The sequence below is a fragment of the Halorubrum trueperi genome, from assembly GCF_042662525.1.
GTDB lineage: Archaea > Halobacteriota > Halobacteria > Halobacteriales > Haloferacaceae > Halorubrum > Halorubrum trueperi.
In genome coordinates this window covers 256336-281080 of sequence record NZ_JBHSXI010000023.1, presented here as the reverse complement: position 1 = coordinate 281080, position 24745 = coordinate 256336, and the positions used below count along the sequence as shown (strand labels likewise).

Here is a 24745-nt window from a genome sequence, read left to right as displayed (position 1 = left end):
CGGGGCGAAAACAACGTCGACGACGGGTGACTGCGCGGGACCGACCGCGGACTCACTCCCCGTCGAGCGCCTGCCACGAGAGCCGCGGGTTCCGCGCCGCGCCGACCTGATCGATGCGGCCCGCGGCGGTGCGGTTCGGGGACGCGTCGAGCGCCTCGTCGCTGTCGGCGTACGCGAGGTTGAACGCCTCCGCGAGGTCGTCGAGCGACGACCGCCCCTCGATCTCGGTCGGCTCGGTGAGCATCGCCTCGGGCACCATCTCCGGCCACTTCGTCGTGGGCGGATGGACGCCGAAATCGAGCATGCGCTTGGCGACGTCGGCGGCGTCGTGGTCGCCCGCAGTCGCCGCGAACTCGTGATGGAACGGGTCGTACGGGACGTCGAGGTCGATCCGCTCGGCGAGGTAGTTCGCGTTGAGCACGGCCTTCGCGGCCGCGTCCGCGAGCCCCTCGTCGCCGAGGCGGGCGATGTACGCGTACGCCTTGATCAGGACGAGCCAGTTCCCGGTGAAGCCGTGGACCTTCCCGATCGTGTGTTCGGGCTCGAACCGCTCAAACCCGCCTCCGCCCGGCTTCTCGCGGACGCGCGGGGTCGGCAGGAACTCGGCCAGTTCGTCGACGACGCCGACCGGCCCCGCGCCGGGACCGCCGCCGCCGTGGGGCGTCGCGAACGTCTTGTGGACGTTGTAGTGCATCACGTCGAACCCCATGTCGCCGGGGCGTCCGCGGCCGAGAAGCGCGTTGAGGTTCGCGCCGTCGTAGTAGAGGAGCCCGCCGGCGTCGTGGACGATCTCCGCGATCTCCGTGATGTCGCGCTCGAAGAGCCCGACCGTGTTCGGGTTCGTGAGCATGAGCGCGGCCGTGTCGTCGCCGACGGCCGCCTCCAGTGCCTCGACGTCGACGCGACCGTCCTCGCCGGACGGGAGCTCGACCACGTCGTAGCCCGCGGTCGCGGCCGTGGCGAAGTTCGTCCCGTGCGCCGAAGCAGGAATGACGACCTCGGATCGGTCGTTGCCGCGGTGCTCGTGGTACGCCTTCGCGACCAGGATTCCGGTGAGTTCGCCGGCGGCTCCCGCCGGCGGCTGGAGCGTGACCGCGTCCATCCCGCCAATGTTGCCGAGGAACTCCTGGAGCCGGTACTGGAGTTCGAGGTTCCCCTGCACCGAGCGCGCCGAGCGGTCCGGATGGACGGCAGCGTTCGGGTCGGCGGCCACGTCCTCGGTGAACTTCGGGTTGTACTTCATCGTGCAGCTCCCGAGCGGGTACGGCCCCGAGTCGATCGCCCAGTTCATCTGGGAGAGCCGGGTGTAGTGGCGGGCGATCTCCGGCTCGGACGGCTCGGGCAGGGTGAGGTCGTCGCGCGTCAGGTCGTCCGGCAGCGGCGAGCCCTCCGCCACGTCGACGGTCGTCTCGCCTTTCTCGGAGAGCAGCGGTTCGTGGACGGCCGAATCCTCGCGCGTGTACCGCGCCTGGTCGTGTATCACTCAGATCACCTCCTCGAAGGCGGCGACGAGGTCGTCCGCCCGCTCCGCGTTCAGGTCGGTCACGCACACCTGCAGCAGGTGCTCGCCGATCACGTGGACCGCGAACCCCTCAGACTCCAGGTCGCCGGCGATCGCAGCGGCCGGCTGGTCGACGTGTACGGCGAACTCGCGGAGGTGATGGCGGTCGTGGACCGGTGCGGCCACGCCGTTGAGGTCGTCGATCCGCTCGGCGAGAGTCGCCGCCTCGCGGACGCAGTCGTTCGCGAGGTCGACGAGTCCGCTCGGGCCGAGGGTCGCGGCGTGGATCGCCGCCCGGAGCGCGACCCACGCCTGGTTCGTGCAGATGTTCGAGGTCGCCCGCTCCTTGCGGATGTGCTGTTCGCGGGTCTGGAGCGTGAGCGTGAACGCGCGGTCGCCGCGGGCGTCCTCGCTCACCCCCACGAGCCGTCCGGGGACCTGCCGGAGGAAGTCGTCGCGGCAGGCGAAGATCCCGAGCCCCATCCCGTAGGCGGTCGGGAGCCCGAGCGCGCCGGCCTCGCCGACGACCACGTCGGCACCGACGCTCGCCGGCTCTTCGAGGACCGCGAGGGAGACGACGTCGGTTCCGAGCGCGAACAGCGCGTCGGCGTCGGCGGCGAGGTCGCCGATCCCCGACGGGCGCTCCTCGATGCAACCGCGGACCGTCGGGTTCTCCGCGTACACCATGACCACGTCGTCGCCGACGCGATCGGAGACCGCGTCGACGTCGGCGGTCCCGTCGTCCATCGGGTACGACTCGACGGTCAGGTCCGCGCCCGCACAGTAGTTCGAGAGCACGTTCCGTTTCCCCTCCCGAAGATGCTCGGGGACGAGGACGACGTCGCCCGAGGTCGACCGAACTCGGTCCGCGAGCGTCGCCGCCTCCCCGAGCGCGGTCGCGGCGTCGTACATCGAGCAGTTCGCGACCTGCAGGCCGGTGAGTTCGACCAGCATCGACTGGTACTCGAACAGCGCCTGCAGGAACCCCTGGGAGATCTCCGGCTGGTACTGGGTGTAGCTCGTGAGGAACTCGGCGCGGTCCGAGAGGTGGTCGACGACGCTCGGGACGTAGTGGCCGTAGTGGCCCCGGCCGAGGAACTCGACGAGGTCGTCGTTGCGGTCGAATATCCGCGAACACTCCTCGCGGATCGCCCGCTCCGTGCGCGGCTCGATCCCGAACTGGCCGTCGAACGCGACCGCGTCCGGGATGTCGAACAGCGCCTCCTCGTCGTCGACGCCGATCGCCGAGAGCATCGCCTCCGTCTCGGGGTCGGTGTGGGGAGCGTACGGGCTCCCGCTGGTTCCGCTCATCGATTCGCTCCGGCCGCTGGGGCGGTGGTCGCTCGTCCGGTCCCGGATCGTCCGTCGAAGGGTGGCGTGATCATGATCGTGTATCGCTATTGTGTGTCGCTATCGTGTGTCACTATCGTCTGTCGCTCCAGCCCCGTTCGTCAGGCGATCTGCTCGCCGTAGGACGCCGCATCGAGCAGCTCCGCGGACTCGCCGTCGAGGTCGATCTCCAGCATCCACCCGTCGCCGTACGGGTCCTCGTTGACGAGCTCCGGGCGATCGAACAGCGCCTCGTTGACCGCGACGACCTCGCCGGAGACGGGTGCGTACAGGTCGGAGACGGCCTTGATCGACTCGACGACGCCGAACGGCTCGTCGGCGACGATCTCGTCGCCAACCGCTGGCAGCTCGACGAAGACGACGTCGCCCAGTTCGTCTTGCGCGAAGTCGGAGACGCCGATCCGAACGGTCTCGTCGCCGCTCGTCGTCCACTCGTGCGATTCCAGGTATCGTAACTCGTCGGGTACTTCGAAGCTCATTGGTAAGGGGAGCAGCTCATTGGTAAGAGGAGCTGCTCATTGGTAAGGGGAGTCGTCGCGGGCGCTCGGCGCGGCGCGGACCGACGCGCCGAACCCTCGCCGGCGGGCGAGCCTCGTCGGCCGTCAGCGGGCGGGATCTGCGGTCGAGCGCTGGTCGACGACACGTGTACGTGGGACTTCTGACGACGGGGAAATAAAAGGTATGTTCCCGGTGTCAATGACGGCCGCGGCGACGCTCCGGGGGCCGCGTCTCGGTGGTCCGCGGCGGTCGAATCAAAGCGGTCAGGTCCATCGGTCGAGCCCGGTCTGCACCTGCGACTCCGCGATGCGCTCGAATCCCCGCTCGACCTCGTCGGCCGCGACGCCCCACTCGTTAACGACGTACGCCCGGGCGGCATCGACGTCGGGATTCACCGTCGCGTCGACGTCCACGTCGGTCGCCGGCGGATGCATGAACAGCTCGCGGATCTCCTCGGCGTTCGGGATCTCGGCGTCACGGGCGTCGAGGACGCCCCACAGATCGCCGTGTTCTTTCACCGCCGTCACCGCGGTCTTCGGCCCGACGCCGTGGAGCCCCTCGTTGAAGTCGGTCCCGCACAGCATGGCCACGTCGACGAGCCCTTGCCGGTCGAGATCCAGATCGGCGAGCGTCGCCGCGAGGTCCATCAGCTCCGGGTCGCCCTTGCTCGTCAGCTGCCTGAGCGTCGTCGGCGCACCGAAGAGCAGGGTGTCGTAGTCCTCGCTGCCCGCGTGATCGACGGTACCGGTCGCGGCCATGTGCGCGCACTGCGCCTCCCCCTCGGCGGGGGCCTCGACGATCGGCACGTCGAGCAACCGGAGCAGCTCGCGGGTTGTCTCCTGTATCGTGTCGGTGAGCCGCTGGGTGCGTGCCTCCAAACGGGCGGCCTCGACCGCGTCGCCGCGGTCCGCGGCGGCAGCGCGGCGCTCCTCGGCGGCCTCGCGTTTCGCCCGGCGATCGGCGACCTCGGCGGCTTTCAGCTCCGTGACCGCACCGTCGAACACCATCACCGGGATCAGGTCGTGCTCGAAGAACTTCGGGAGCCCCTGGACGATCCCGATCAGGTTCGCGACCTCGGTCCCGTTGGGGGCGGTGTACGCCTCGTCCGACGTCCACTTCACGGTCGTCGTGAGGTAGCGGTACAGCCAATTGTGCGCGTCGACGGCGACGACGCTCCCCTCCAGCTCCTCGAAGGCGACCTCCCGTATCGACGCGAGATCGCGTAAGTCCGCGTTTCCCATTACCCGTCCGATCGCCTCCCGGGGTATTAAACGGTCGAGACGGCCCGCGGGAGGCGAGTGAACCGGACGCGTTCCCCCTCGACACGGCGGCTGAACGACCGTTCGCCGAGTGCGTCCGAACCCTCGTTGGGTGCGTCCGAATGTTCGCCGAGTGCGTCCGAGCGCTCGTCGGGTGCGTACGGCCGCTCGGGCGGGAATTCCGGAACGAGAAGACCGACTCAGTCGGTCGATTCCTCGCCCCCGTCGGGCTGTCCCATCGGGGCAGATTCCGGCCCGGGCGCACGTCCCGGGAGCCAGTCATCGATGTTTGCGGCGACGTGATCCCGGCCGCCGAGGCCGAACGCGATACCGATGGCGAGGGCAGCTCCGCCGGCCAGTCCCCACGCCGCGGCCTGTGCGAACGTATTGAGGATCTGAACGTCGACGCCCATCGTGCCCAGGCCGATGACGGTTACGACGAAGTAGAGGAATACGCGCAACCCATCGGCGAACACGTCGGTATAGCTGGTTTCCGTGACCGTCTCGGTACGTGCGGCGAGATCGGCGACGAAGTCCGCGAGAACGAACCCGACGACGATGATGAGTGCGCCGGCGACGAACGCGGGCAGGTACGAGACGGCGGCCGCGATCCACTCGGACAGGAGTTCGACGGCCAGCGCGTCCGCCGCCGTGAGTATCGCCAGCGCGTACACGAAGTACCCTGCGACGCGACCGAGGCTCCGTGAGACCGCCGTTTCGCTCCCGCCGAGAGCACCGCCGAGCGGCGTGTTCATCACGAGCCGATCCACTTCCGTCCGGTCGGCGACGCGTCGGACGGCTCCCGCGACGAGGCGGCCGAGGACCCACCCGATGAGCAGGATGACCGCCGCGCCGATGAGCCGGGGCAGGAAGGCGATGATACCCGCCACGGTCTCTTGTAGATACTCCGGTACGCCTGGAACGCCGATCTGAAGCACGAGCGGATCGTTGAACCCCATAGTCTCACCTGTTGAAAATGTGAATATATTGTTATATTTGCCCTATTTTGCGAGCTTCGATGCCTACCCTGACACCTCAGATCGATGACGGTGGTGTCGCGAGGTATGATCGACGTACTGTCTCGACCGCGTCGAGCGATATTTCGGGTAGGTCGATCGTTGTCGACGGCTTCGACCACCCTGCGAAGCCATCGCGCGTATCGCGCCGACCCCGTATGGTTCCCCCCGTCGGGGCGTCGTCGGTATGTACGGGTGGTCGGCATGTACGCGTCGTCGACGAGTACGGATGGTCGACGAGTACGGGTGGTCGGCATGGACGCCGACCCACTGAAACCGCCTCCGTCCCGGTACCGGCGAGGTGGGAGCGTAGTGGGACGTTTATCCGTCTCGGCCGGCTACGATATACATCGAATGGTCTCCCCGTTCGACGTGCTCGGCGTGGACGACGACGCGGACGAGGCCGACGTCGAGCGGGCCTACCGTGAGCGGGTGAAAGAGGCGCACCCGGACACGGGCGGATCGATGGAGGAGTTCCAGCTCGTCAGGCGAGCCTACCGGAGCCTCTCCGAGCGCGATTTGAACGGCGTGGCAACGAACGGATCCGACGGGACCGATCCCGCCGACATCGATCTCACGGAGGACGCCGACGGAGGCGGATCGATCCACGTGGAGTTCCTCGACTACGAGGTGCTCGCCGACTACGGCTGGTCGCTGGACGACGACGATCTCTTCCGGAAGGCGTCGCACGCGAACCTCGGCGAGGCCGAGTACGGTCGATTACTCGTACAGCCGGACGAGAGCCTGCTGGAGGGCGCTGAGAACCGCGGATTCGGGTGGCCGTTCTCCTGTCGCGGCGGTGCCTGCGCGAACTGCGCCGTCTACCTCGTCGAGGGCGAACTGTCGCAGCCGGCCAACCACATCATGCCGGACGCGCTCGCGGAGCGGGGATTTCGACTCTCGTGTAACGGGTACCCGGTGAGCGACGAGCTCAAAGTCGTGTTCAACGTGAAGCACCTCCCCGAACTCGACGATCTGATCCTCCCGCCCGGACCGTTCACGCGCCGATAACGACGATACCACCGCACGCGAACCTGGCCGTCTCAGAACGCCTCGGCGACGGCGGCGACGACAGCGTCCTCGACGGCGTCGCGCTCGCCCGAGAGGAACTCGATTTTCCCCTCCCGGAGGCCGGCCGTCGTGACGTCGGCGGCCGGCGCGAGTTCGGCGGCGCGCGCGGCCACGTCGCGGACGGAGACGTCCGCCGTCGTCCGGAGGTACAGCTCGTCGGTGCCGATACCGACGGTCGCGTACGCCTCGCCGTTCGCCTTCCGGCGGTGGAGATCGTCCAACAGCAGCGGCGTCGGCGGGAAGTCGTAGCGGTGGGTGTAGCCGTCGGTGTCGAGGACGGCGAACTCGACGCCGTCGACCGCCTCGGTGACGACGTTCTCGGTCGCGGTCCCGATCTCCGTCTCAAGTTTCTCTCGGAACTGTTCTGAGACGTGTGCAGCGAGGTTGCCGCCGTCCTCGAAGAGCAGGTCTGCGACGAGTTCGCGTTTGTCCTGGTAGGACTGGTAGTACGCCTCCAGCGCGATGGCCTCGCGGAGCTCAGCGACGCGCTCGGCGTCGTAGCCCGCATCTCGGGCGAGGTCGACGTAGCGCGCGGGGGTCTCCTCCCAGTAGCTCACGGCCGGAAGGTGTCGGAGCTCGGCGCGGACCTCGTCGTTGACTGCGGAGGCCAGCGAGGCGACGAGCGCGCCCGTCGAGAGGTCGGCGTCGAGCGACTCGATCTCCGGGGAGACGAGCGTGTCGACCGATTCGCGCGTCTCGGTGTCGGCAACCTCGGCGTCGACGACGACCGCGTCGACCCCGTAGACGGACAACAGGTCGATCCCGTCCGCGGACTCGACCGTGGAGCCGGTTCCGACGAGCAGGAACAGCGGGAGCTTCTCGTCGTGGCGGTCCCGGTCTTGGAGCATCCGGGTCGCGTCGTTCGTCGCGGCGTCCATCCCGTACACCGGTTCGTCGAGCGGGCGTCGGGTGAAGTAGTGGTACTCGGCGTCGCTCTTGGCGTGCTCCTCGCGAATCAGCGGGAGCACGGCGCGTTCGACGGCCGCGCCGGCGACGTAGCCGTCGGCGGTGGCCGGGTGGCGCACGACGATCGGACGCGATTCGAGGACGGCGCGGCGGATCGCCTCCGCGGCGTCGAGCAGGCCGTCGGCCAGCTGCGCGACCGCCTCGTCGCCCGCGAGCGGCTGGAGGCCCTCCGGGCGCGCCTCGTCGGTGAGCGCCTCGGCGAGCCGGCGGCGAACCGCTTCGGCTTCGTCGCCGTCGAGGAGAACGAGCGCCTCCGATTCGACCTGCACGTCGCCGCGGTGGCTTTCGACCTCCCCGTCGATCCGGACCGCGTCGCCGACCTCGACGTTCGGATGCGCGCGGACTCCCGGCTCGACGAACGCGGCGACGTCGACGACGCCGGTCTCGTCGCGAACCTCGAACACCGTGGGACCGCCCGTCTGTCGGACGCCGACGACTTCGCCGTCTATCCGGACCGCATCGCCGACGGCGTCGGCGAGGCTGCCGATTTCGACGCGCTCGCGCTCGTCGTCGGCCTCGGTTTCGTCGGCCTCGATGACGTCGGAATCGGACTGCTCGGCCTCGGTGACGTCAGAACCGGTCTCGTCGGCATCGGTGACGTCGGAATCGGTCTGCTCGGCCTCGGTGACATCGGTCCCGGAATCTGCATCGGCTTCATCGACGCTTTCGGCTTCTTCGTCGACAGCACCTACGTCGTCGGATCCGTCGTCGCCCTCGGTGTCGGCGGCGTGATTCGTATCGTCGACGTGATCCGTGTCGTCCGCGGTACGCCGGCTATCTTGGGTGCCATCGCTGCTTCGGTTCCCATCGTCGTTCCCGGTCTCGTCGACCTCCTCGGGGAGGTGTTCGGTGTCGCCGTCCTGGACGAGGACGCCGCGGAACTCGCGGTTCTCCTGCCGGATCGACCACGCGAGGTCGATGTTCCCGTTGTCGCGAACGCCCTTGACCTGAACGAACACCTCGTCGCCGGGTTCCCAGTCGAGGGTGTCGAGACGCCGGTCGAGCTCCGACCGGTGGAGCAATCCGGTCACGCCTGGCGAGAGGTCGACGAACACGCCGAATTCGGCGTAGCCGTCGACGACGCCGCGGTAGAATCGGCTCGGAACGAGCTGGTTCGGAGAATTGCCCCGGAAGTCGAACGCGACGTCCTCTTGGTGCGGTTCGCAGATGCGACCGCCGCCGTCGACGTCGACGCCACAGATGATACAGGATCCCATTTGAGTACACCGAGAGCCTCGGGCCTAAAACGGTTGTCGAAACCCTCGTGCGAACGGGTGCGAACGCGGTGAGTGCGAACGAATGCGAACGCGGGGTGGGCGAACGGCCCGCAGAGAGCGGGTCATCACCCGAGGAGCGACCGGATCGCGGCGACGACCCGATACCCGACGCCGTATCCGAGAAGCGCCGGCGGAACACCGGCCACCAGCGTCCGCAACGGGGTCGTCCCGTGGACCGTCCGGAAGCCGATCAGCAACAGCCCCGTCGCGTACGCGCCGCAAGCGATCCGGAGCGCCGGGATCGGCGGCCCGGCGAGCGCCATCGGCGAGCTCGCGTACGCGACGACCTGAACCGTCTCGCTCACGCCGCCCCGATCGCGCAGGACGATTCCGCCGTCGAGTTCGACGCTGGCGAGGATCACCGATACCGTCGCGACCGCCGCGGTCAGGTGGAGGGCGACCGGCGCTGCGATCGCGATTACGACGAGGAGCAGGACGAGCGCGGAGACGGCGACGGATCCGACTATCCCGGGGACGGCCGCCGGATCGGCGACGATCCAACCGAGGACGTACGCGGCGGCGACGGCGACCGCGAAGGTCAGCGCCGGCGCTTGGTCACCGGGGCTCACGCCGTTGGCGAAGAGCCGTCGGGGTCTGACGAGCGCCTCGATCCACGCGCGAACGAGCCCCCGAGGGCCACGCGCTCTCCCGCCGTTCGGATCCTCGATCCACCGTGTCACGGGCGGCCTTCGAGCGGGTGGAATAACGGGGTTCCGGTTCGCGCCGAGAGCGGATCGCTCGCTCGTCGTCGATCTGTCTCCGATCCGCCGTCAATCCCCCTCTCCCGCTCCGTCCCGCCCGCCCGATAGATTCTCTCTCGTGATAATCGGCGGGTAAACCCTTATACCGCCCCTCGCCGAGGAGAACGCGAATGCACGCGCTCTGGAACGACGACCGAGGATTCACCCCGCTGGCCGGTTCGGGGCTGCTCGTCGGCATCGTCGTGCTGCTGTTGGCGCTCGTCGGCGCGGCCGTGTTCGGACTGATCGACGGCGTCGCCCCGCCGGACGCGGAGTTCGAGGCCGAAGCGGAGAGCGGCGAACTCGTCGTCGTCGCGCTCGGTCCCGAACCGGTCCCAGCCGAGGAGCTGTACGTCCGGGGCGAAGATCCGGACGGGAACGTCCAGTTCGGCGCGTGGCCTGGTGGCGGGATCGTCCAACCGGGCGACCGGGTAGCGGTGCCGAACGCGACCGGAAACGAGCAGTTCGAGGTCGTCTGGGAGCCAGTGGCGTTCGACACCCACGAGACGCTCGGCAGCTACGAGGGCGAGGACTCGGAGATCGACGCGTGGACGGAGGACGGTCCCGGAGCCGATCCGCTCGGCGGCGAGGGCGGGTTCTGAGCTGCCCCTCCCGCTTCGTACTCACGCCGCCGCGGCCGCGCTCCGCGCCGGCCGCGGACCTCGCCGTCGCACCCGGATCGAGAGTGTCTCGTGGGACTGCAGATTCGAGAGTGTCTCGTGGGACTGCGTATCGTCGACCGCTCACCGCGTCTCTCCGGCCCGATCGGGCTCGCGAACCACATGAGGTTTTAACGGGTGGAGCGTGTAAGGCGGATATGGGAATCCTCTCTCGCGCCTCATACGTCATCCGCTCGAAGGTGAACGCCCTCCTCAACCGAGCGGAGGATCCGACGGAGACGCTCGATTACTCGTACGAACAGATGCGCGACGAGCTGCAGGACGTCAAACAGGGAATCGCCGACCTGACGACCCAGAAGAAACGCCTGGAGATTCAAAAGCGGAAGCTCGAAGAGAACGTCGAAAAGCACAATCGACAGGCCCGCGAGGCGGTCCAGCAGGACCGCGACGACCTCGCCCGGAAGGCCCTCGAAAAGAAGAAGTCGAAGATGACCCAGATCGAGGAGCTGGAGGGGCAGATCGCGGAACTGAACGACACGCAGGACCAGCTCGTCGAGAAGAAGAACAAGCTCCAGAACCGCATCGAGGAGTTCCGCACGAAAAAGGAGACGATGAAGGCCCGCTACGAGGCCGCGGAGGCGTCCTCGCGCGTCTCGGAGGCGATGACCGGCGTCGGCGATGAGATGGAGGACGTGAGTCGTTCGATCGAGCGCGCCGAGGAGCGAACCGAGGAAATGGAGGCGCGGTCCGAGGCGATGGACGAACTGGAGGACTCCGGTGCGTTCGAGGACGCGCTCTCGGACAAGGACAACATCGACCGGGAGCTCGAAGGGCTCTCGACGAACAGCGAGGTCGACGCCGAACTGGAGACGCTCAAGGGCGAACTCGGTAAGGGCGAGCCGGCGAACGGCGACGCCGACGCCAGCACCGACGAGGAGATCGACGCGGAGCTGGAGGACATCGAGACCGAGATCGATTCGGACGACCTCGAAGCTGACCTCGACGGCGACGCCGACGAGGACCTCGACGTCGAGCTGGAGGAGTCCGAGGTCGACGCCGACGAGCCGCGAAACTGATCGATCGGGCTTGTCGCCCCGATCGGCCATCCATTCGCCTGTTTTTCGGCGCTACTCGACGGATTTCGGTCGAGCGCCGGTCCCCGCCTGCGCTTGGGCCCCGAGTTGTATCTCGCCGTCGAGCATCGGAATCCCGTCGTACGGATCGTCGGCGAGCAAGAGCGACCCGTCGAGGTCGGCGTAATCGAGCAGGGGCGCGAGCTGCGCGGCAGCGGCGATCGACGCGTTCGACTCGATCATGCAGCCGCACATCACTTCGAGCCCGTGAGCGCGGGCGGCGGCGATCATTCGTCTCGCCTCCAGCAGTCCGCCGGTCTTCATCAGCTTCAGATTCGCGATGTCACAGCGGTCGGCGATGGCGGGGATGTCGGAGAGGGTCACGCACGACTCGTCGGCGGCGATCGGAAGCGCCGACCGCTCGTAGGCGAACCGGAGCCCCTCGGGATCCTCGGCCGGGACCGGCTGCTCGACGAACTCCACGTCGAGTTCGGCGAGCCACTCGCTCTTTCGAACGGCCTCGCGCGCGGTCCACGCCTCGTTGGCGTCGACGCGCAGTCGGGCGTCCGGTGCGGCCTCTCGCACCGCCTCGACCAGCTCGCGGTCGCGGTCGGTACCGAGCTTGAGCTTGAGGATCGAGTATCCCGCTTCGACCGCGTCGGCGGCCTTCTCTCGGACGCGCTCAGTCTCGTCCAGCCCGACGGTGAAGGAGGTCGCTGGCGCGGCCGACGGGTCGAGCCCCCACAGGCGGTGGAGCGGGACGCCGAGTCGCTTCGCGGCGAGGTCGTGAACCGCGATCGAGACGGCACAGCGGGCGGCCGGGTTGTCTGTGACGACGGTCGACAGTTCGGCTTCGATCGCGTGGAGCGCGTGCGGATCGCCGATCTCCTCGACGGCGGTGAGCAGGTCCGGAAGCACCGCCTCGACCGTCTCTGCGGTCTCGCCGTAGTGCGGGGACGGGGCCGCGCCGCCGACGCCGGTCATCCCGCCCTCGTCGGTGACTCGCACGATCACGTTTTCGGCGTCGGTCTGGGTCCCTCGCGAGATGGTGAACGGGTTCTCAAGCGGCATCGACACCCGCTCGAACTCGGTTTCGAGGGTCATTCGTCGGCGGCTCCCGCACTCGCGCCCGGGACGGTCGACCCGCCGAGGCCCGCGTCGACGATGCCGTCGACGATCGCGTCGGCCCCTTGCCGGACCGGGTCGGCGGCGGGGACGCCGGCGTCGACCGCGAACGCCGCGACCGCGTCGGCGGCGTCCTCGTCGTCCTCGACGTCCTTCGTGTTGAGCGCGCCGGCGACGATATCGGTCTCGTGGACCGGGTTCGCCAGCCCCTCGTAGAGGTCGACGTACTCCGAGACGGAAGGGAGATCGAACGATTCGAAGCCGTGGACGACCTCGCGGCCCGCGGCGTGACAGAGGACGAGCCCGTCGGCCATCGAGCCGTGGAGGATGCCGCAGGTGACCGCCGAGTAGGCCGGATGGACGATGCTCCCCTGCCCCTCGACGACGAGCAGGTCGTAGTCGTCGCCGACCTCGACGAGCATGTCCTCGACCGCGCCCGCGGTGAAATCGGAGACGACGCGGTCGATCGGGTTCCCCCACCCGGCGATCATGATTCCGGTCTGGCCCGTCGGAATGAACGCGGCGTCGATCCCGCGCTCGCGGGCGGCCGCGACGATCTCCAGCGAGGCCGTCATCTTCCCGACCGAGCAGTCGGTGCCGACCGTACACACCACGTCGGCGTCGACGTCGCCAGCGCCCCCGGTCGCCACCGTGAGGTCGTCGTCCGGCTCGCGAACGTCCCGCAGTTCGACGCCGTGTTCGTCGGCCAGCGCGGCGAGTTCAGCGTCATCGGTGAGGAAGTAGTGGAGCCCGCTCACCACGTCGCAACCGGCCTCAATCGCGGCCTCGACGTCGGCGCGCCACGATTCGTCGAAGCCGCCGCCGATGGGCGCGATCCCGATATACAAGGCGTCAAGGTCGCCGTCGGCGGCCGCGTACGCCTCGTCGAACGACTCCACAATCGGCGCGTCGTCGAGGTCCGACACGTGATCGCGGACGCGGTCGCCGGCGCGGTCGCGGTCGAGGACGGCGCGCACGTCCTGGTCGCCGTAGCGCATCACGCCGAGGGCGGTCTTCGCGCGTTCGGGGAACTTCTCGTGGGCGAGGATGACAATCCGTTCGTCGCTCATGGTGAATCGGTCGCCCCGGGTACGCTTAAAAGAGTCGAGGGACGGTCGATCGGTGGTCTCGACAACAACGTGATCACTTAAAAAGAGGCGTGAATGGTGTCTCAATCACTTATAAACGATCGAGGTGACTGCGGTTGGCGTCGCCGGACTACGTCCGGCTTCAAGCGAGAGCTTCGCTCTCGCCCTGTGTGCCTGCGAGCGGCCGACAGGCCGCGAGCAGACCGCGCGAGGGAGGCGGCGGTCCGGGGCGGCTCTGCCCGCGCCGGGCCGTCTGCCGAGGCTGGGGAGGTGTGAGGTGGGGGTGCGGAGCTGAGCGGGCTGGGGCTTTGTAAGTGGTAACCTCGCCAGTAGCGATTTATCAGTGAACCGCTGAGAGGGAGACGATCACCGACCGATCGATAACAAAGACTTCAAACTGCGGACTCGGTTCAGGCGTCGTCGCCGACGAACTGCTCAGCGCCCTCGTAAAACCAGAAGCCGTTCTCGCGCATCGCCCGGCCCAGTTCCTGGTGGAACTCGACGAAGTCGTCGAACTCCTCCTTCTCGACGCCCTCGAAAATCTCCTCGACGGAGACGACCGTCTCGTAGTCGATCCGGATCGGGTGGTCACCGTACTGCTCGACGTAGTCGGCCGCCGACAGCGGGAAGTCCTCCTCCTCGTCGATCTTCTTCGCGAGCACGGCGTGGCCGTACTGCCGCATGCCCTCGCTCCCCTGTTCCCCGTCGGGGTCGTGTGGCCAGTCCATGGCAGGCGGTTTGCCGGGGGCGGGGATAGTCATTTCGGAACATTCGAGGCGAACGCCCCGCGGTGTCGTGGTCGGTCACAAACGAGTGTCGCGTGAACGTGCGGACCGGTAGCCACTCGGCGTCGACGCCGACCGACGGCCGTGGCGCGATCGAAACGGTGGTTATCACGGAAGATAATCGTCCACGTGATTTTATAAACCGATACGGAAACCGCGATTCATGTCCACCGATCGAGATCGCGGCGCTTTCAAGCGCCTCTACGACCGCCTCCGCGGTCGCTATCTGTTCAAAATCGCTGCGGTGATACTCGTCGTGAGCGCGGTGTTACTCGGCGCTGGTGCACTCGCGTTCGACCAGGTGCAAGCGAGCGTCGAGTCCGACGCGCGCGACACGCTCACGAGCTCCGCCGAGCGCGAGGCGGAGGGGATAGCGGGATTCATCGAAGAGGTCGACGCCCACGCGGTTCGGGTCTCCTCCGCGTCGCGGGTCCAATCGTCGAGTCGAACCGTGATCCGGGACGAACTTCGGCGCAACGAACAGATGCTCCCCGACTACGTCGCCAACCTCCACTACTACGATCTCGAATCGAACGAGATCGTCGTGAGCACGGAACCGACCGCGGAGGGGAAGACGTTCACGGAGTCGGAACGCCCGTGGGCCGTCTCTCCGGACGCGTTCAGCGACACCGACGAGGTCCGCTCGTTCGAGCCGTACAAGTCCGACGGCGCGAACCGGCTCGGCTTCGCAAGTCCGACCCGTAGCGACTCGTCGTACGTGGTCGTGATCACGACCGACCTCGAATCCCGCGGGGCCCTGCTGTCCGCGCCCGTCGAGGGCGCGAGCATGGAAGTGGTCTCGACGCGGACCGGGCAGGTCGCGCTCTCGCCCGACGGCGACGCGATCCTGAGCGACTACTTCCTCATCGAGGAGCTTCCGTACCTACAGTCCGAGCTCACCGAGACCCGCGTCGACGACGTGACCGACACCGAACAGGACGTCGTCGACGACGCGAACCTCGTCACGGCGGCCTCCCCGATCGAGAACAAGCCGTGGTCGGTCGTCGTCGCCGCCCCGCAGAGCCAGGTGTACGGGACGGTCGGTGACGTCACGCAGATCGTCCTGCTGCTGATCGGCATCGCCGTCGCGGGGCTCCTCGCGGTGGGCGTGTTCATCTCCCGCGACGTGAACGGCTCCGTCGACGAGCTTCGGGGGTACGCCGAGGCGATCGAGAACGGCGACCTCGACGTCGACATCGACCGCTCCCGCGTCGACGAGTTCGGTCAGCTCTCCGCGGTGTTCGACCGGATCCGGAACACGATGCGCGAGCAGCTCTCGGCGGTCGAGGAGTCCGCGGACGAGGCTGCGGCGGCGCGCGAGGAAGCCGAGGCGCTCTCGGCGCACCTCGAAGAGAAGGCGGACGACTACGGGGAGACGATCGATGCGGTCGCCGACGGCGACCTCACCCGGCGGCTCGATCCCGAGAGCGACAGCGAGGCGATGACCGAGATCGCGGACTCGCTGAACGAGATGCTCGATCGAGTGGAGTCGCTCGTCGTCGCCATCCAGGGGGCCGCTGAGACGGTCGGTGACCAGAGCGCCGAGGTGACGGCCTCGGCCGAGGAGGTCGAGTCGACGAGCGTCGACGTCGCGGAGAGCGTCGAGGAGATCTCCGTGGGGACCGAGCGCCAGGAGGAGAACCTCACGACGGCCGCCGCCGAACTCAACGACCTCTCGGCGACGGTCGAGGAGATCGCTTCGTCGACGGACGAACTCGCCGTGCAGTCGTCGGCGACGGCCGAGGTCGGCGAGGAAGGTCGAGAGAAGGCGAACGACGCGATCGACCACATGGACCGCATCGACACGGAGGTGGAGAACACGGTCGAGGAGATGTCGAGCCTGCGCGACGAGGTCGAGCGCATCGGCGAGGTGGTCGGCCTGATCGACGACATCGCCGAGCAGACGAACATCCTCGCGCTCAACGCGAGCATCGAGGCCGCCCGCGCCGGCGAGGCCGGCGCGGGCTTCGCGGTCGTCGCCCGCGAGGTGAAGGACCTCGCCGAAGAGACCGCGGAGGCGACCACCGAGGTGGAAAACCTCGTGGAGGGCGTCGAGGCGTCGACGGACTCCGTCGCTGAGGACATGTTCGCCATGGAGGACGACGTCGAGCGGGGCCGCGAGATCGTCGACGAAACGGTCGATACGCTGGAGACGATCGTCGAGGACGTCTCCGACGCCAACGCGGGGATCCAGTCGATCAACGACGCGACGGACGAGCAGGCGGACGCTACCCAGGAGGCGGTCGCGATGATCGACGAGGTTTCCGAGGTGAGCGTCGAGACCGCGAGCGAGGCGCAGAACGTCTCGGCCGCGGCGGAAGAGCAGACAGCGGCGATAGAGCAGATCTCGACCAGTGCGGACTCGCTCTCCGGCCGCGCCGACGAGCTCCGGGCGCTCGCCGAGCAGTTCGAAGCCCGCGCCGACCGCGCCGAGGAGGTCGGTGTCGATGTGGACGCCGACGTCCTGCTATCCGACGAGGCCGAAGCGAACGACGGGGTCGAACCGAACGACGGGGTCGAAGCGACCGGCGACCGAACCGACTCTACCGAGCCGACCGAAGAGGTCGAGACGACGGACGATTTCCTGTTCGACGAGGCCGAGTCGACCGGCGACCGAACCGATGCCGCGGCAGACGGCGGCTCCGTCCAGTCGGACAACGACTGAGGACGTCACCCGTCCGCGGCGCTCTCGATTTCCGCTCGCCACAAAGTATTCCTCGCCTCCGCGGCGTCCCTCACTCATGCGCCGCAGAGCCCTCCTCTCGACCGCGGCCGCCGTCACGACCGTCTCGCTCGCCGGGTGTCCGACCCCGCCGTGGAGTGAGGTCCCCCGAGAGATCGATGGCGCGGAGGTGACGCTCCGCCGCGAGCACACCGGCGAGTTCGAATCCGACGAGCCGAGTCCACGCGACGCCGCCGTCCTGCTCCGGACGCTCGACGCCGATCCGCCGCACGTCACCGTCAGGGGACGGCTGCTCGACGGCGCGCGCGAGTGCTATCAGGTCGACCTGATCGAGGCGGACCTCGACGCCGGCCGCCTGCTGCTCCGGCTGACCACCGAGGACGATCCCGACTGGGACGAGGAGCGGTGTTCCGACATCGCCGAAGCGCACCCCTACGAAATCGCCGTCGCGTTCACCGAGGCGTCCATTCCCGAGCGCGTCGAAGTCCGCCACGGCGACGAGACGGTGTTAGAAGAGCGGGTGTGACCAACCGGGTGTCGCCGGAATCGGATCTCATTGTTTATAAAAGCGGCGGGGGAGTCGCTGACGGCAGTCGCTTCCAGCGACGACAGACACTCGATCGGCTCTGTTGAAACCTATAGGTTACACATTTCACCCCGCTTGGGGTTAATTAGGGAAGCGTGGTGAGTGATTACGGGAGTGGGTATTGCAGACCGCCGCCGGCTGCGTGGTATTTAAAGGGACGAGCGCGACAGCGACGACTGCTTATAAATGAACAATGCGGTGCTGCGGCGCGCCTCCGAGTGGCCGATAGGCCGCGAGGAGCCCGCGAGGGACGCGGCGAACGGAGTGAGCCGCGAGGCTGGGGAGGCGTGAGGTGCGGTTGCGGTGGTGTGTGGGGTGGGACTCAAAGGGGCAGTCGCGAGGCGGGCGCAGGCGACACAAGCACCGCAGCGAAGGAGCGAACAGAGTGAGCGACCGAGTGAGGAGCGTGGTTCGAGAGAGCAAAGCTCTCTCGTCATCCCGAAAATCAGAGATTTTCGGGCGACAGCGAGCGTGCGCCCGCCTCGTGGCTGGGGCTTTGGAAGTGTTCACCATACCATAGACTGATTATAAGCGAGCGGCTGGGGCTTTGGAGGTGTACGCCGCACCGTCAATCACTTATAAGCAATCAACGCCAGACAGTGAACGATTTACCGGGCCAGCAACGATATATAAACAGCCGACGGCAACACCACTCCTTCGCTTATAAACGATCACCTCAACACAATGAGATCCATACTCCCGGTATCGATCAAAGATCACCGTTCAGCGATCTGTTGGTTCGGATGAGAACATATCTAGAGAAGAGCATTTCAATAGAGATATTCGATCGACAGAACCCACCGCCGCGCGTATCGCACCGCTGCGCGTATCGCACCGCCGCGCGTATCGCACCGCTAACCACGCACTATCGCTCGATTCCGCCCTGCTCTTTGATCTTCATGATGTGTCGAACGTTCAGATAGATCTCCTCCGGAGATGTCCGTTCGGCAGGGTCGTATAAGTCCGACACGCGATAGAGGATCGCCGAGAGCTGCTTGCTCTCAGAACTGTCGCCCCGCACGTCGGCGGCGATCTCACGGAGGAACGCTCGGACCTCGTCGTCCTCGACGAACGCCTCGTCCGTCGCGTCCGCGGTCGACTCCGGGACGACCGGGTCGACGCCGGTGGCATCGAGGGGATCGGTGGGGTCGCCGGTATCGTCCCTCTCGCCGTCGATGTCCGACTCGTTTCCCTCTCCGCTCATCGCCGCTCGCTCACCCCGCGGCGGCGCACCACACCGGCGTTGTTGGCGACGTTCTCCACGATCACCTTGAACGCGTCGGCGGTCTCGCCCTCGTCGAGCACCACTGGCTCGCCGTCGTCGCCGCCTGTGCGGACCGCAGGGTCAAGCGGGACGCCGCCGAGGAACGGGAGATCGTGGTCGGCCGCGAGCGCCTTCCCGCCGCCGGAGCCGAATATCTCGTGGAAGCCGCCGCAGTCGGGGCACCGAAAGCCGGCCATGTTCTCCGCGATACCGAGCACGTTCGTGTCGTGTTTGCCGAACATGCGGAGCCCTTTCACCGCGTCGTCGAGCGCGACCTCCTGCGGCGTCGTGACGATCACGGCACCCGTGAGCGGGAGCGTCTGGAGGATCGTGAGCTGCGTGTCGCCAGTACCCGGGGGCAGGTCCATCACGAGGTAGTCCAGCTCGCCCCACTCGACGTCCTCGACGAGCTGAGTGATGATCTTGTGGACCATCGGTCCCCGCCAGATGACCGGGTCGTCTTCGCCGGTGAGAAAGTCCATGCTCATCAGCTTCACGCCGAAGCGCTCGGGTGGCACGATCGCGTCCCCGTCCGTCCGCGGTCGCTCCTCGGCTGAGACCATCCGCGGGACGTTCGGCCCGTACACGTCCGCGTCGAACAGCCCGACGCGCGCACCGAGCTCCGAGAGGCCGGCAGCGAGGTTGACCGCCATCGTCGACTTCCCTACGCCGCCCTTCCCGGAGGCGACGGCGATCACGTTTTTCACACCCGGAAGGACCCGTTCGTCCGGGTCGAGATCGTTCGGGATCGACGCCGAGAGCGACACGTCGAGGCCGGTGTCCGACAGAGCGTCCCGGACGTCGTCGGCGATGGCCGACTCGTGCGGCGAGAACGGCGCGCCGAGCGCCAGCGATACGCGGACCGCCTCTCCGTCCTCGCCCACGTCGACCTCGACGTCGTTGACGAGACCGACCGAGACGATGTCGTCGCCGAGATCGGGGTCCTGAACGCCCGAAAGCAGCTCTCGTACGTCCGCTTCGTTCATGTCGAAACGGAGGGCAGTGGGGCGAATAAGGGTTCTGTACGGCCGACGCGGACCGCCGTCGAAGCGCTTATGTCATGACGAGATACCGTTTGTGTATGCACGACGGCTCGGAATCGAACGTGGCGATCCGACTGCTCCACGTCGAAGACGACGCCGCTTTCGCCGACCTCACCGCGACGTATCTGCATCGGCTCGACGAGACGATCGAGCACGAGTCCGTTTCGACGGTCGCCGAGGCGCGCAACCGGTTCGAAGAGAACGCGTTCGACGCGGTGGTCTGCGACTACGATCTCCCTGACGGCACCGGAATTGACTTCCTCGAACGCGTCCGCGAGACCGATCCGCTGTTCCCGTTCGTCCTCTTCACGGGAAAGGGGAGCGAGGAGGTCGCGAGCGAGGCGATCTCTGCCGGGGTCACGGACTACCTCCAGAAGGGCGGCGGCAGCGACCAGTACGAGATGCTCGTCAATCGGATCCGAAACGCCGTCGATCGCTATCGACTCGAACAACAGGTCGAGCGCAGCATCGCGGCGCTGGAGGCCGCCAGCGAACCGATCGGTATCCTCGGGTCCAGCGGGGAGTACCTCTTCGCCAACGAGTCGTACGCCTCCGTGTACGGAGTCGACCCGGAGACACTCGTGGGGACCCACTGGGAACGATTCTACCCCGACGACGAGGTCGAACGCTTCACGGACGAGATTCTTCCGATCGTGACCGACGAGGGGTACTGGACCGGCGAGGCGACGGTCGACTGCGTCGGCGGCGGACAGGTTCGCGAACAGCTCGTGTTGACGCACACGACCGACGGCGGCCACGTGTGTATCATTCGCGGAGCCGAGCCGATATCTGACGGGCCCCCTTAGTCGATCCGCGTTCCTGGGTCACCGCCCCGTAAGAACGGCGACAGACCGTCAGCGCCGAACACGAACGCCGGCGCGTCCAGCCCGAGTAGCTCGCGTACCTTCGCCGCCATTCCTCCGGAGACGTCCGTCGCGTCGCTCGCACCGAGCGCGTCGGCGACCGCCTCGAACGAGTCGATGGCCGGAATCACGTCACCATCGACGTCGAGGACGCCCGGAACCGTCGAGCAAACCCCGACCCGACGCGCGTCGAGACCGGCGGCGAGCTCGACGACCAGCTCGTCGCCGGAGACGACGGTGACGCCCTCGCCCGCGGTCGCGACTCCGTCGCCGTGGAGCACGGGGACGAACCCCTCGCCGAGCAGCGTCGCCGTCGAGGAGAGCGGCAGATCGAGGTCGTCGCCGGGGCCCTCCGGCCGCGCCGACAGCGAGAGCGGATGGACGGGTACCGCGGGCACGCCTCTCTCGTGGAGACGCGAGAGAACGAATCGGTTCAGCGTCGTCATCGCGCCGTGGACGTCCATCACCGCTTCCGCATCGCTCGTGCCCGCGGTCGTCGAGACGCCGTGTTCGCTGGCGTGATGGTGACCGAAGCTCCCGCCGCCGTGGACGAGGACCAACCGATCGACCGCGCCGTCGGCGAGCGCGTCCGCGACGGCGTCGCAGGCCGCGTCGAGCGCCGCATCGTCGAGTGTCTCGGGGTGATCCTTCTCCGTGATCAGGCTCCCACCGAGCTTGAGCACGACGGGGGGACCGGCGGCGGTCGGATCCGCCTCGCTGCGCGTTTCACCGCCGGTCACGGCTCCACCACCCGAACCCCCTCGGTCGCAAGCTCGGCGCGGAACGCGTCTTCACAGCCCTGCGTGAACGAGAGGGCGGTCTCGGTCCCGTCGCTCGCGTCGAGAGCCACGATACAGCCGCCGCCGCCAGCGCCGGTGAGCTTCGCGCCGTGTGCGCCAGCGTCGCGCGCGGACCACACCATCGCATCCAGCGAGCGCGCGGAGACGCCGAGCGCGGAGAGCAGCCCGTGGTTGAAGTCCATCAGTTCGCCCAGCTCGTCGAGCAGCTCGCGGTCCGGAGCCGACCCGGGATCCGCGTCGGCGAGCAGCCGCTCCCCCGTTCGAACTATCTCGCCGATCGACGCGACGGTGTCGGCGGCGAACCGGTACTCGTCGCGGAGTTCGCCGACGCCGGCGACGAGTTCCCCGGTGTCGCCCGCGCCGCCGTCGAAGCCGACGACGAACGGGAGGTTGGGCGTCTCGATCGGCTCGCAGTCGTCGCCCTCGACGCGGACCGCCCCGCCCATCGTCGAGCAGAAGGTGTCCGCCCGAGAGGCCTGCCCCTCCTGCACGTCGGACTCCGCCCGGTACGCGCGGTCGGCCAACTCCCGCCGGTCGAGCGACTCCCCGAGCGCACGCGTTGCCGCGTCGATTCCCGCGACGACGACGGCCGCCGACGATCCGAGTCCCGCGCCCAGCGGGATGTCGCTCTCGACCGTGATGTCGAAACCGGTGTCGGGAGCGTCCGCCGCGTCCCGAGCCTGTTCGACCGCGGCGTCGACGTAGCCCATCGCGGCCTCGACGAGCGAGGTCGGCACGTCGACGTCGGGGTGGTCGCCGGTGCCGCCGGCGTACTCGACGGTGAACCCGTCGAGCGAGAGGTCCTCGGCCTCGACGCGGACGTGGTCGTCGGAACGCGGCTCGGCGGTCACGGTGGCGCGTCGCTCGATCGCCGCCGGCACGGCCGGCTCGCCGTAGACGACGGCGTGTTCGCCGAAGAGGTAGACCTTCCCCGGCGCTTCACAGACGGTCATACGACCCACCTCTCCCCGGGGGCTTACAGGCGTTGCGCTTGGCGGGCCGCCCCGACGGAAGCCGCGTCCGACGGAACCGTCCACTGCCGCGCTGTCGCACCGCCGCATCGCGGCGCTGCTGCACCACCGTACCGCCGCGTCGCCGCACCGACGAACCCCCGTACCGCTGCCGCACCGCTCGCCCGTACCTTTTCACCGTCGCCCGTCGTCGTGCACGGCATGATGCCGATATTGTCGCTGCTCTCCGGATCGCTCGCCGATTTCCTCGACGGCGTGTTCGCCGCGATTCCCAGAGCGCTGTCCGGATTCGTCTTCCTCGCGTTGGCGTACGTCACCGTCAGGATCGTCCTCGCGCTCGTTCGGACGTCGATCGGGCGGCTGTACGTCGACGACCGCGAACTCGTGGGCGACCTCATCGTGACCGTGGTCGCGGTGTTCCTGTGGTTCGGCGTCGCGCTCACGTTCCTCAAAATCGTCGGCATGGGCGACATCGCGGCGAGCCTCGGCACCGCCGTCGGGTTCATCGCGCTCGGCGTCTCCTACGCGCTCTCCGAGATGATCGAGGACACCGTCGCCGGGGTCTATCTCCTCCGGGATCCGGATTTCAACCCCGGCTACCGCGTCGAGGCGAAGGGCGTGACGGGGACCGTCGCCGCGATCGAACTCCGGAAGACGCGGATCGACACCGACGACGGCGACCGGGTCGTCCTCGCGAACCGAGAGATCGAGTCCCGGTGGACGCGAGATTCGGTCGACGGCGACGAGGAACCCGACGCATCCGGGGTCAATGCATCCGGGACCGACGGGTCCGAGTCAGGCGCTCTCGGAAACGCGTGAACTACCCCACAGCTGGGGAATTACCCACAATTAAGTATGCGGCTGTGGACATCGAAGTCATGTCCTCCGTATCCGAGGCCGGCGGTCACGGCTCATCGTCCGGAAACACCTCCATGGCGGCGATCACCCACATTCTCGCGCTGTTCACGTGGCTGATCGGACCGCTCGTCGTCCTCCTCGTCACGGACGACGAGTTCGTCAAGGAGAACGCGCGCAACGCCATCAACTGGCAGATATGGCTCACGATCTACTCGATCGTCGCGGGCATTCTCATCCTCGTTGGGATCGGGATCCTGCTCCTCCCGATCCTCGGCCTCATCGACCTCGTGTTCATCGTCATCGCGGCGGTGAAGGCGGCCGACGGCGAAACCTGGAGCTACCCGCTCACGATCGACCTGCTGTAGAACGCGCGCCACGACCCCTTTTCGACGAATCCCTCGGCGACGAGTCCCGTCGCTATCTGGGGAATGCGGTTGTCGTCGCGAAAAGTCGAACTCGAAGTCGAAGTAGAACAGCCGCGTTACAGTTCGTCCTCGAAGTCGTCGAGGGCGAACACGGTGTCGGTGCCGCGGCGGTCGAGCGTCTCGTTGGCGAGCAGCCAGTAGACCACCGAGAGCGCGCGGCGACCCTTGTTGTTCGTCGGGATGACGAGGTCGACGTTCGACAGCTGGTTGTTGGAGTCGCACATCGCGATGACCGGGATGCCGACGGTGATGGCCTCCTTGACGGCCTGCGCGTCGCCGATCGGGTCGGTCACCACGACGACGTCCGGCTCGATGTAGCCGGCGTAGTCGGGGTTCGTCAGCGTGCCCGGAATGAAGCGTCCCGTGCGGGCGCGAGCACCGATAGCGTCCGCGAACTTCTCGGCCGGGAACCGACCGTACTGCCGCGAGGACGTGACGAGGATCTGCTCGGGATCGTAGTTCGAGAGGAAGTCCGCGGCGGTGCGGATCCGCTGGTCCGTCGTGCTCACATCGAGCACGTATAGGCCGTCGTCGCGGACGCGGTGGATGAACCGCTCCATGTCGGCCGTCTTCTGCTGGGTCCCGATGTGGACACCGGCGGAGAGGTAGTCCTCGACGGGGATCAGCAGGTCGACGTCGTCGTCGGGCATGACGTCGTCGTCGAACGGGGAGGCGTCCTCCTCGTCCGCGGCGTCGTCGCCCGCCTCCGCGTCGGCTTCGGCGTCGGCGGACGCACCTGTTTCGGCGTCGGCGGACGCCCCGGCGGCGGCCGCGTCGGCGGTCGGTTCCTCGGTCGTGTCGGCCTCCTCCTCGACCGCCGCGTCGACCGCCTCGGTCTCCGCGTCGTCGTCGAGTTCGACCGCGTCGTTGTCTTCACTCATGC

The 24745-nt window shown here is 67.7% G+C and carries 23 protein-coding genes; 8 read left to right on the top strand and 15 right to left on the bottom strand.

Annotation, left to right across the window (positions count from 1 at the left end; genetic code table 11):
• Positions 1-52 precede the first annotated feature (52 nt).
• From gcvPB to ACFQEY_RS16605, 5 genes are all read right to left on the bottom strand, one after another.
• On the bottom strand, positions 53-1483 hold the full coding sequence (gene gcvPB, locus ACFQEY_RS16625; RefSeq protein ID WP_379770760.1) for an aminomethyl-transferring glycine dehydrogenase subunit GcvPB: 1431 nt from the start codon (positions 1481-1483) through the stop codon (positions 53-55).
• Positions 1484-2812, bottom strand: a complete 1329-nt coding sequence (gene gcvPA / locus ACFQEY_RS16620; RefSeq protein WP_379770757.1) for an aminomethyl-transferring glycine dehydrogenase subunit GcvPA — start codon at positions 2810-2812, stop codon at positions 1484-1486.
• A gap of 140 nt (positions 2813-2952) precedes the next feature.
• Positions 2953-3330, bottom strand: coding sequence for a glycine cleavage system protein GcvH (gene gcvH / locus ACFQEY_RS16615; protein ID WP_379770755.1), 378 nt, complete (start codon positions 3328-3330; stop codon positions 2953-2955).
• Positions 3331-3612: 282 nt separating this feature from the next.
• Positions 3613-4590, bottom strand: coding sequence for a flap endonuclease-1 (gene fen, locus ACFQEY_RS16610; protein ID WP_379770753.1), 978 nt, complete (start codon positions 4588-4590; stop codon positions 3613-3615).
• A gap of 218 nt (positions 4591-4808) precedes the next feature.
• Positions 4809-5567, bottom strand: coding sequence for a mechanosensitive ion channel family protein (locus ACFQEY_RS16605; protein WP_379770750.1), 759 nt, complete (start codon positions 5565-5567; stop codon positions 4809-4811).
• Positions 5568-5978: 411 nt separating this feature from the next.
• Between ACFQEY_RS16605 and fer the strand changes: the two genes are divergently transcribed.
• Complete coding sequence (gene fer / locus ACFQEY_RS16600; protein WP_379770748.1) at positions 5979-6635, top strand: ferredoxin Fer; 657 nt, start codon at positions 5979-5981, stop codon at positions 6633-6635.
• Between the two features lie 32 nt (positions 6636-6667).
• On the opposite strand, the gene ACFQEY_RS16595 is transcribed toward fer, so the two are convergent.
• Together ACFQEY_RS16595 and ACFQEY_RS16590 are read right to left on the bottom strand one after the other, a co-directional pair.
• Positions 6668-8878 (bottom strand): DHH family phosphoesterase, encoded by a 2211-nt coding sequence (locus tag ACFQEY_RS16595; RefSeq protein WP_379770746.1) that lies wholly within the window; start codon positions 8876-8878, stop codon positions 6668-6670.
• A 125-nt stretch (positions 8879-9003) separates the two neighbouring features.
• Complete coding sequence (locus ACFQEY_RS16590; protein WP_379770744.1) at positions 9004-9618, bottom strand: YIP1 family protein; 615 nt, start codon at positions 9616-9618, stop codon at positions 9004-9006.
• 191 nt (positions 9619-9809) lie between these two features.
• Here ACFQEY_RS16590 and ACFQEY_RS16585 point away from each other — a divergent pair, with 191 nt between their 5' ends.
• Both ACFQEY_RS16585 and ACFQEY_RS16580 read left to right on the top strand, forming a co-directional pair.
• On the top strand, positions 9810-10280 hold the full coding sequence (locus ACFQEY_RS16585) for a type IV pilin domain-containing protein (protein WP_379770741.1): 471 nt from the start codon (positions 9810-9812) through the stop codon (positions 10278-10280).
• A 215-nt stretch (positions 10281-10495) separates the two neighbouring features.
• On the top strand, positions 10496-11374 hold the full coding sequence (locus ACFQEY_RS16580) for a PspA/IM30 family protein (RefSeq protein ID WP_379770739.1): 879 nt from the start codon (positions 10496-10498) through the stop codon (positions 11372-11374).
• A 51-nt stretch (positions 11375-11425) separates the two neighbouring features.
• Here ACFQEY_RS16580 and ACFQEY_RS16575 read toward each other — a convergent pair whose 3' ends face one another.
• The 3 genes from ACFQEY_RS16575 to ACFQEY_RS16565 all read right to left on the bottom strand — a co-directional run bounded on the left by ACFQEY_RS16575 (position 11426) and on the right by ACFQEY_RS16565 (position 14312).
• On the bottom strand, positions 11426-12475 hold the full coding sequence (locus ACFQEY_RS16575; protein WP_379770737.1) for a dipeptide epimerase: 1050 nt from the start codon (positions 12473-12475) through the stop codon (positions 11426-11428).
• Positions 12472-13566 (bottom strand): DUF1611 domain-containing protein, encoded by a 1095-nt coding sequence (locus ACFQEY_RS16570; protein WP_379770734.1) that lies wholly within the window; start codon positions 13564-13566, stop codon positions 12472-12474. Before ACFQEY_RS16570 ends, ACFQEY_RS16575 begins: the two co-directional genes overlap by 4 nt.
• A gap of 428 nt (positions 13567-13994) precedes the next feature.
• Positions 13995-14312 (bottom strand): DUF5785 family protein, encoded by a 318-nt coding sequence (locus tag ACFQEY_RS16565; RefSeq protein WP_379770732.1) that lies wholly within the window; start codon positions 14310-14312, stop codon positions 13995-13997.
• A 220-nt stretch (positions 14313-14532) separates the two neighbouring features.
• Between ACFQEY_RS16565 and ACFQEY_RS16560 the strand changes: the two genes are divergently transcribed.
• Positions 14533-17034: a methyl-accepting chemotaxis protein gene (locus ACFQEY_RS16560; RefSeq protein ID WP_379770730.1), complete on the top strand. Its 2502-nt coding sequence runs from the start codon at positions 14533-14535 to the stop codon at positions 17032-17034.
• Between the two features lie 76 nt (positions 17035-17110).
• Positions 17111-17578, top strand: coding sequence for a hypothetical protein (locus tag ACFQEY_RS16555; RefSeq protein ID WP_379770728.1), 468 nt, complete (start codon positions 17111-17113; stop codon positions 17576-17578).
• A gap of 925 nt (positions 17579-18503) precedes the next feature.
• On the opposite strand, the gene ACFQEY_RS16550 is transcribed toward ACFQEY_RS16555, so the two are convergent.
• Together ACFQEY_RS16550 and ACFQEY_RS16545 are read right to left on the bottom strand one after the other, a co-directional pair.
• Positions 18504-18842 carry a hypothetical protein gene (locus ACFQEY_RS16550; RefSeq protein ID WP_379770725.1) on the bottom strand — a complete coding sequence of 113 codons (339 nt, stop codon included), beginning with the start codon at positions 18840-18842 and terminating at the stop codon, positions 18504-18506.
• A complete protein-coding gene (locus ACFQEY_RS16545; protein ID WP_379770723.1) occupies positions 18839-19888 on the bottom strand; it encodes an Mrp/NBP35 family ATP-binding protein in 1050 nt (349 codons plus the stop codon). Before ACFQEY_RS16545 ends, ACFQEY_RS16550 begins: the two co-directional genes overlap by 4 nt.
• 95 nt (positions 19889-19983) lie before the next feature.
• Between ACFQEY_RS16545 and ACFQEY_RS16540 the strand changes: the two genes are divergently transcribed.
• Positions 19984-20751: a response regulator gene (locus ACFQEY_RS16540; RefSeq protein WP_379770721.1), complete on the top strand. Its 768-nt coding sequence runs from the start codon at positions 19984-19986 to the stop codon at positions 20749-20751.
• On the opposite strand, the gene ACFQEY_RS16535 is transcribed toward ACFQEY_RS16540, so the two are convergent.
• Together ACFQEY_RS16535 and mvk are read right to left on the bottom strand one after the other, a co-directional pair.
• Positions 20748-21548 carry an isopentenyl phosphate kinase gene (locus tag ACFQEY_RS16535; protein WP_379770719.1) on the bottom strand — a complete coding sequence of 267 codons (801 nt, stop codon included), beginning with the start codon at positions 21546-21548 and terminating at the stop codon, positions 20748-20750. The two genes, ACFQEY_RS16540 and ACFQEY_RS16535, sit on opposite strands and share 4 nt — an antisense overlap.
• A complete protein-coding gene (gene mvk / locus ACFQEY_RS16530) occupies positions 21545-22561 on the bottom strand; it encodes a mevalonate kinase (protein ID WP_379770716.1) in 1017 nt (338 codons plus the stop codon). Before mvk ends, ACFQEY_RS16535 begins: the two co-directional genes overlap by 4 nt.
• A gap of 219 nt (positions 22562-22780) precedes the next feature.
• Between mvk and ACFQEY_RS16525 the strand changes: the two genes are divergently transcribed.
• Together ACFQEY_RS16525 and ACFQEY_RS16520 are read left to right on the top strand one after the other, a co-directional pair.
• A complete protein-coding gene (locus ACFQEY_RS16525; RefSeq protein ID WP_379770714.1) occupies positions 22781-23398 on the top strand; it encodes a mechanosensitive ion channel domain-containing protein in 618 nt (205 codons plus the stop codon).
• Between the two features lie 59 nt (positions 23399-23457).
• Entirely contained in the window at positions 23458-23802 is a 345-nt protein-coding gene (locus ACFQEY_RS16520; RefSeq protein ID WP_379770711.1) for a DUF4870 domain-containing protein, read from the top strand.
• 116 nt (positions 23803-23918) lie between these two features.
• Here the strand turns inward: ACFQEY_RS16520 and rpsB are convergent, their stop codons facing one another.
• Positions 23919-24743 (bottom strand): 30S ribosomal protein S2, encoded by an 825-nt coding sequence (gene rpsB / locus ACFQEY_RS16515; protein WP_379770709.1) that lies wholly within the window; start codon positions 24741-24743, stop codon positions 23919-23921.
• Between the last annotated feature and the right edge of the window lie 2 nt (positions 24744-24745).

Coding starts and splice junctions, on each gene's coding strand:
- gcvH (WP_379770755.1), bottom strand. CDS start 3,330: ATGAGCTTCGAAGTACCCGACGAGTTACGATACCTGGAATCGCACGAG.
- fer (WP_379770748.1), top strand. CDS start 5,979: ATGGTCTCCCCGTTCGACGTGCTCGGCGTGGACGACGACGCGGACGAG.
- ACFQEY_RS16565 (WP_379770732.1), bottom strand. CDS start 14,312: ATGGACTGGCCACACGACCCCGACGGGGAACAGGGGAGCGAGGGCATG.
- ACFQEY_RS16555 (WP_379770728.1), top strand. CDS start 17,111: ATGCGCCGCAGAGCCCTCCTCTCGACCGCGGCCGCCGTCACGACCGTC.
- ACFQEY_RS16580 (WP_379770739.1), top strand. CDS start 10,496: ATGGGAATCCTCTCTCGCGCCTCATACGTCATCCGCTCGAAGGTGAAC.
- ACFQEY_RS16525 (WP_379770714.1), top strand. CDS start 22,781: ATGATGCCGATATTGTCGCTGCTCTCCGGATCGCTCGCCGATTTCCTC.
- ACFQEY_RS16540 (WP_379770721.1), top strand. CDS start 19,984: ATGCACGACGGCTCGGAATCGAACGTGGCGATCCGACTGCTCCACGTC.
- ACFQEY_RS16550 (WP_379770725.1), bottom strand. CDS start 18,842: ATGAGCGGAGAGGGAAACGAGTCGGACATCGACGGCGAGAGGGACGAT.
- ACFQEY_RS16585 (WP_379770741.1), top strand. CDS start 9,810: ATGCACGCGCTCTGGAACGACGACCGAGGATTCACCCCGCTGGCCGGT.
- rpsB (WP_379770709.1), bottom strand. CDS start 24,743: ATGAGTGAAGACAACGACGCGGTCGAACTCGACGACGACGCGGAGACC.
- mvk (WP_379770716.1), bottom strand. CDS start 22,561: ATGACCGTCTGTGAAGCGCCGGGGAAGGTCTACCTCTTCGGCGAACAC.
- ACFQEY_RS16570 (WP_379770734.1), bottom strand. CDS start 13,566: ATGAGCGACGAACGGATTGTCATCCTCGCCCACGAGAAGTTCCCCGAA.
- ACFQEY_RS16595 (WP_379770746.1), bottom strand. CDS start 8,878: ATGGGATCCTGTATCATCTGTGGCGTCGACGTCGACGGCGGCGGTCGC.
- gcvPA (WP_379770757.1), bottom strand. CDS start 2,812: ATGAGCGGAACCAGCGGGAGCCCGTACGCTCCCCACACCGACCCCGAG.
- ACFQEY_RS16545 (WP_379770723.1), bottom strand. CDS start 19,888: ATGAACGAAGCGGACGTACGAGAGCTGCTTTCGGGCGTTCAGGACCCC.
- ACFQEY_RS16575 (WP_379770737.1), bottom strand. CDS start 12,475: ATGACCCTCGAAACCGAGTTCGAGCGGGTGTCGATGCCGCTTGAGAAC.
- ACFQEY_RS16560 (WP_379770730.1), top strand. CDS start 14,533: ATGTCCACCGATCGAGATCGCGGCGCTTTCAAGCGCCTCTACGACCGC.
- fen (WP_379770753.1), bottom strand. CDS start 4,590: ATGGGAAACGCGGACTTACGCGATCTCGCGTCGATACGGGAGGTCGCC.
- ACFQEY_RS16520 (WP_379770711.1), top strand. CDS start 23,458: ATGTCCTCCGTATCCGAGGCCGGCGGTCACGGCTCATCGTCCGGAAAC.
- ACFQEY_RS16605 (WP_379770750.1), bottom strand. CDS start 5,567: ATGGGGTTCAACGATCCGCTCGTGCTTCAGATCGGCGTTCCAGGCGTA.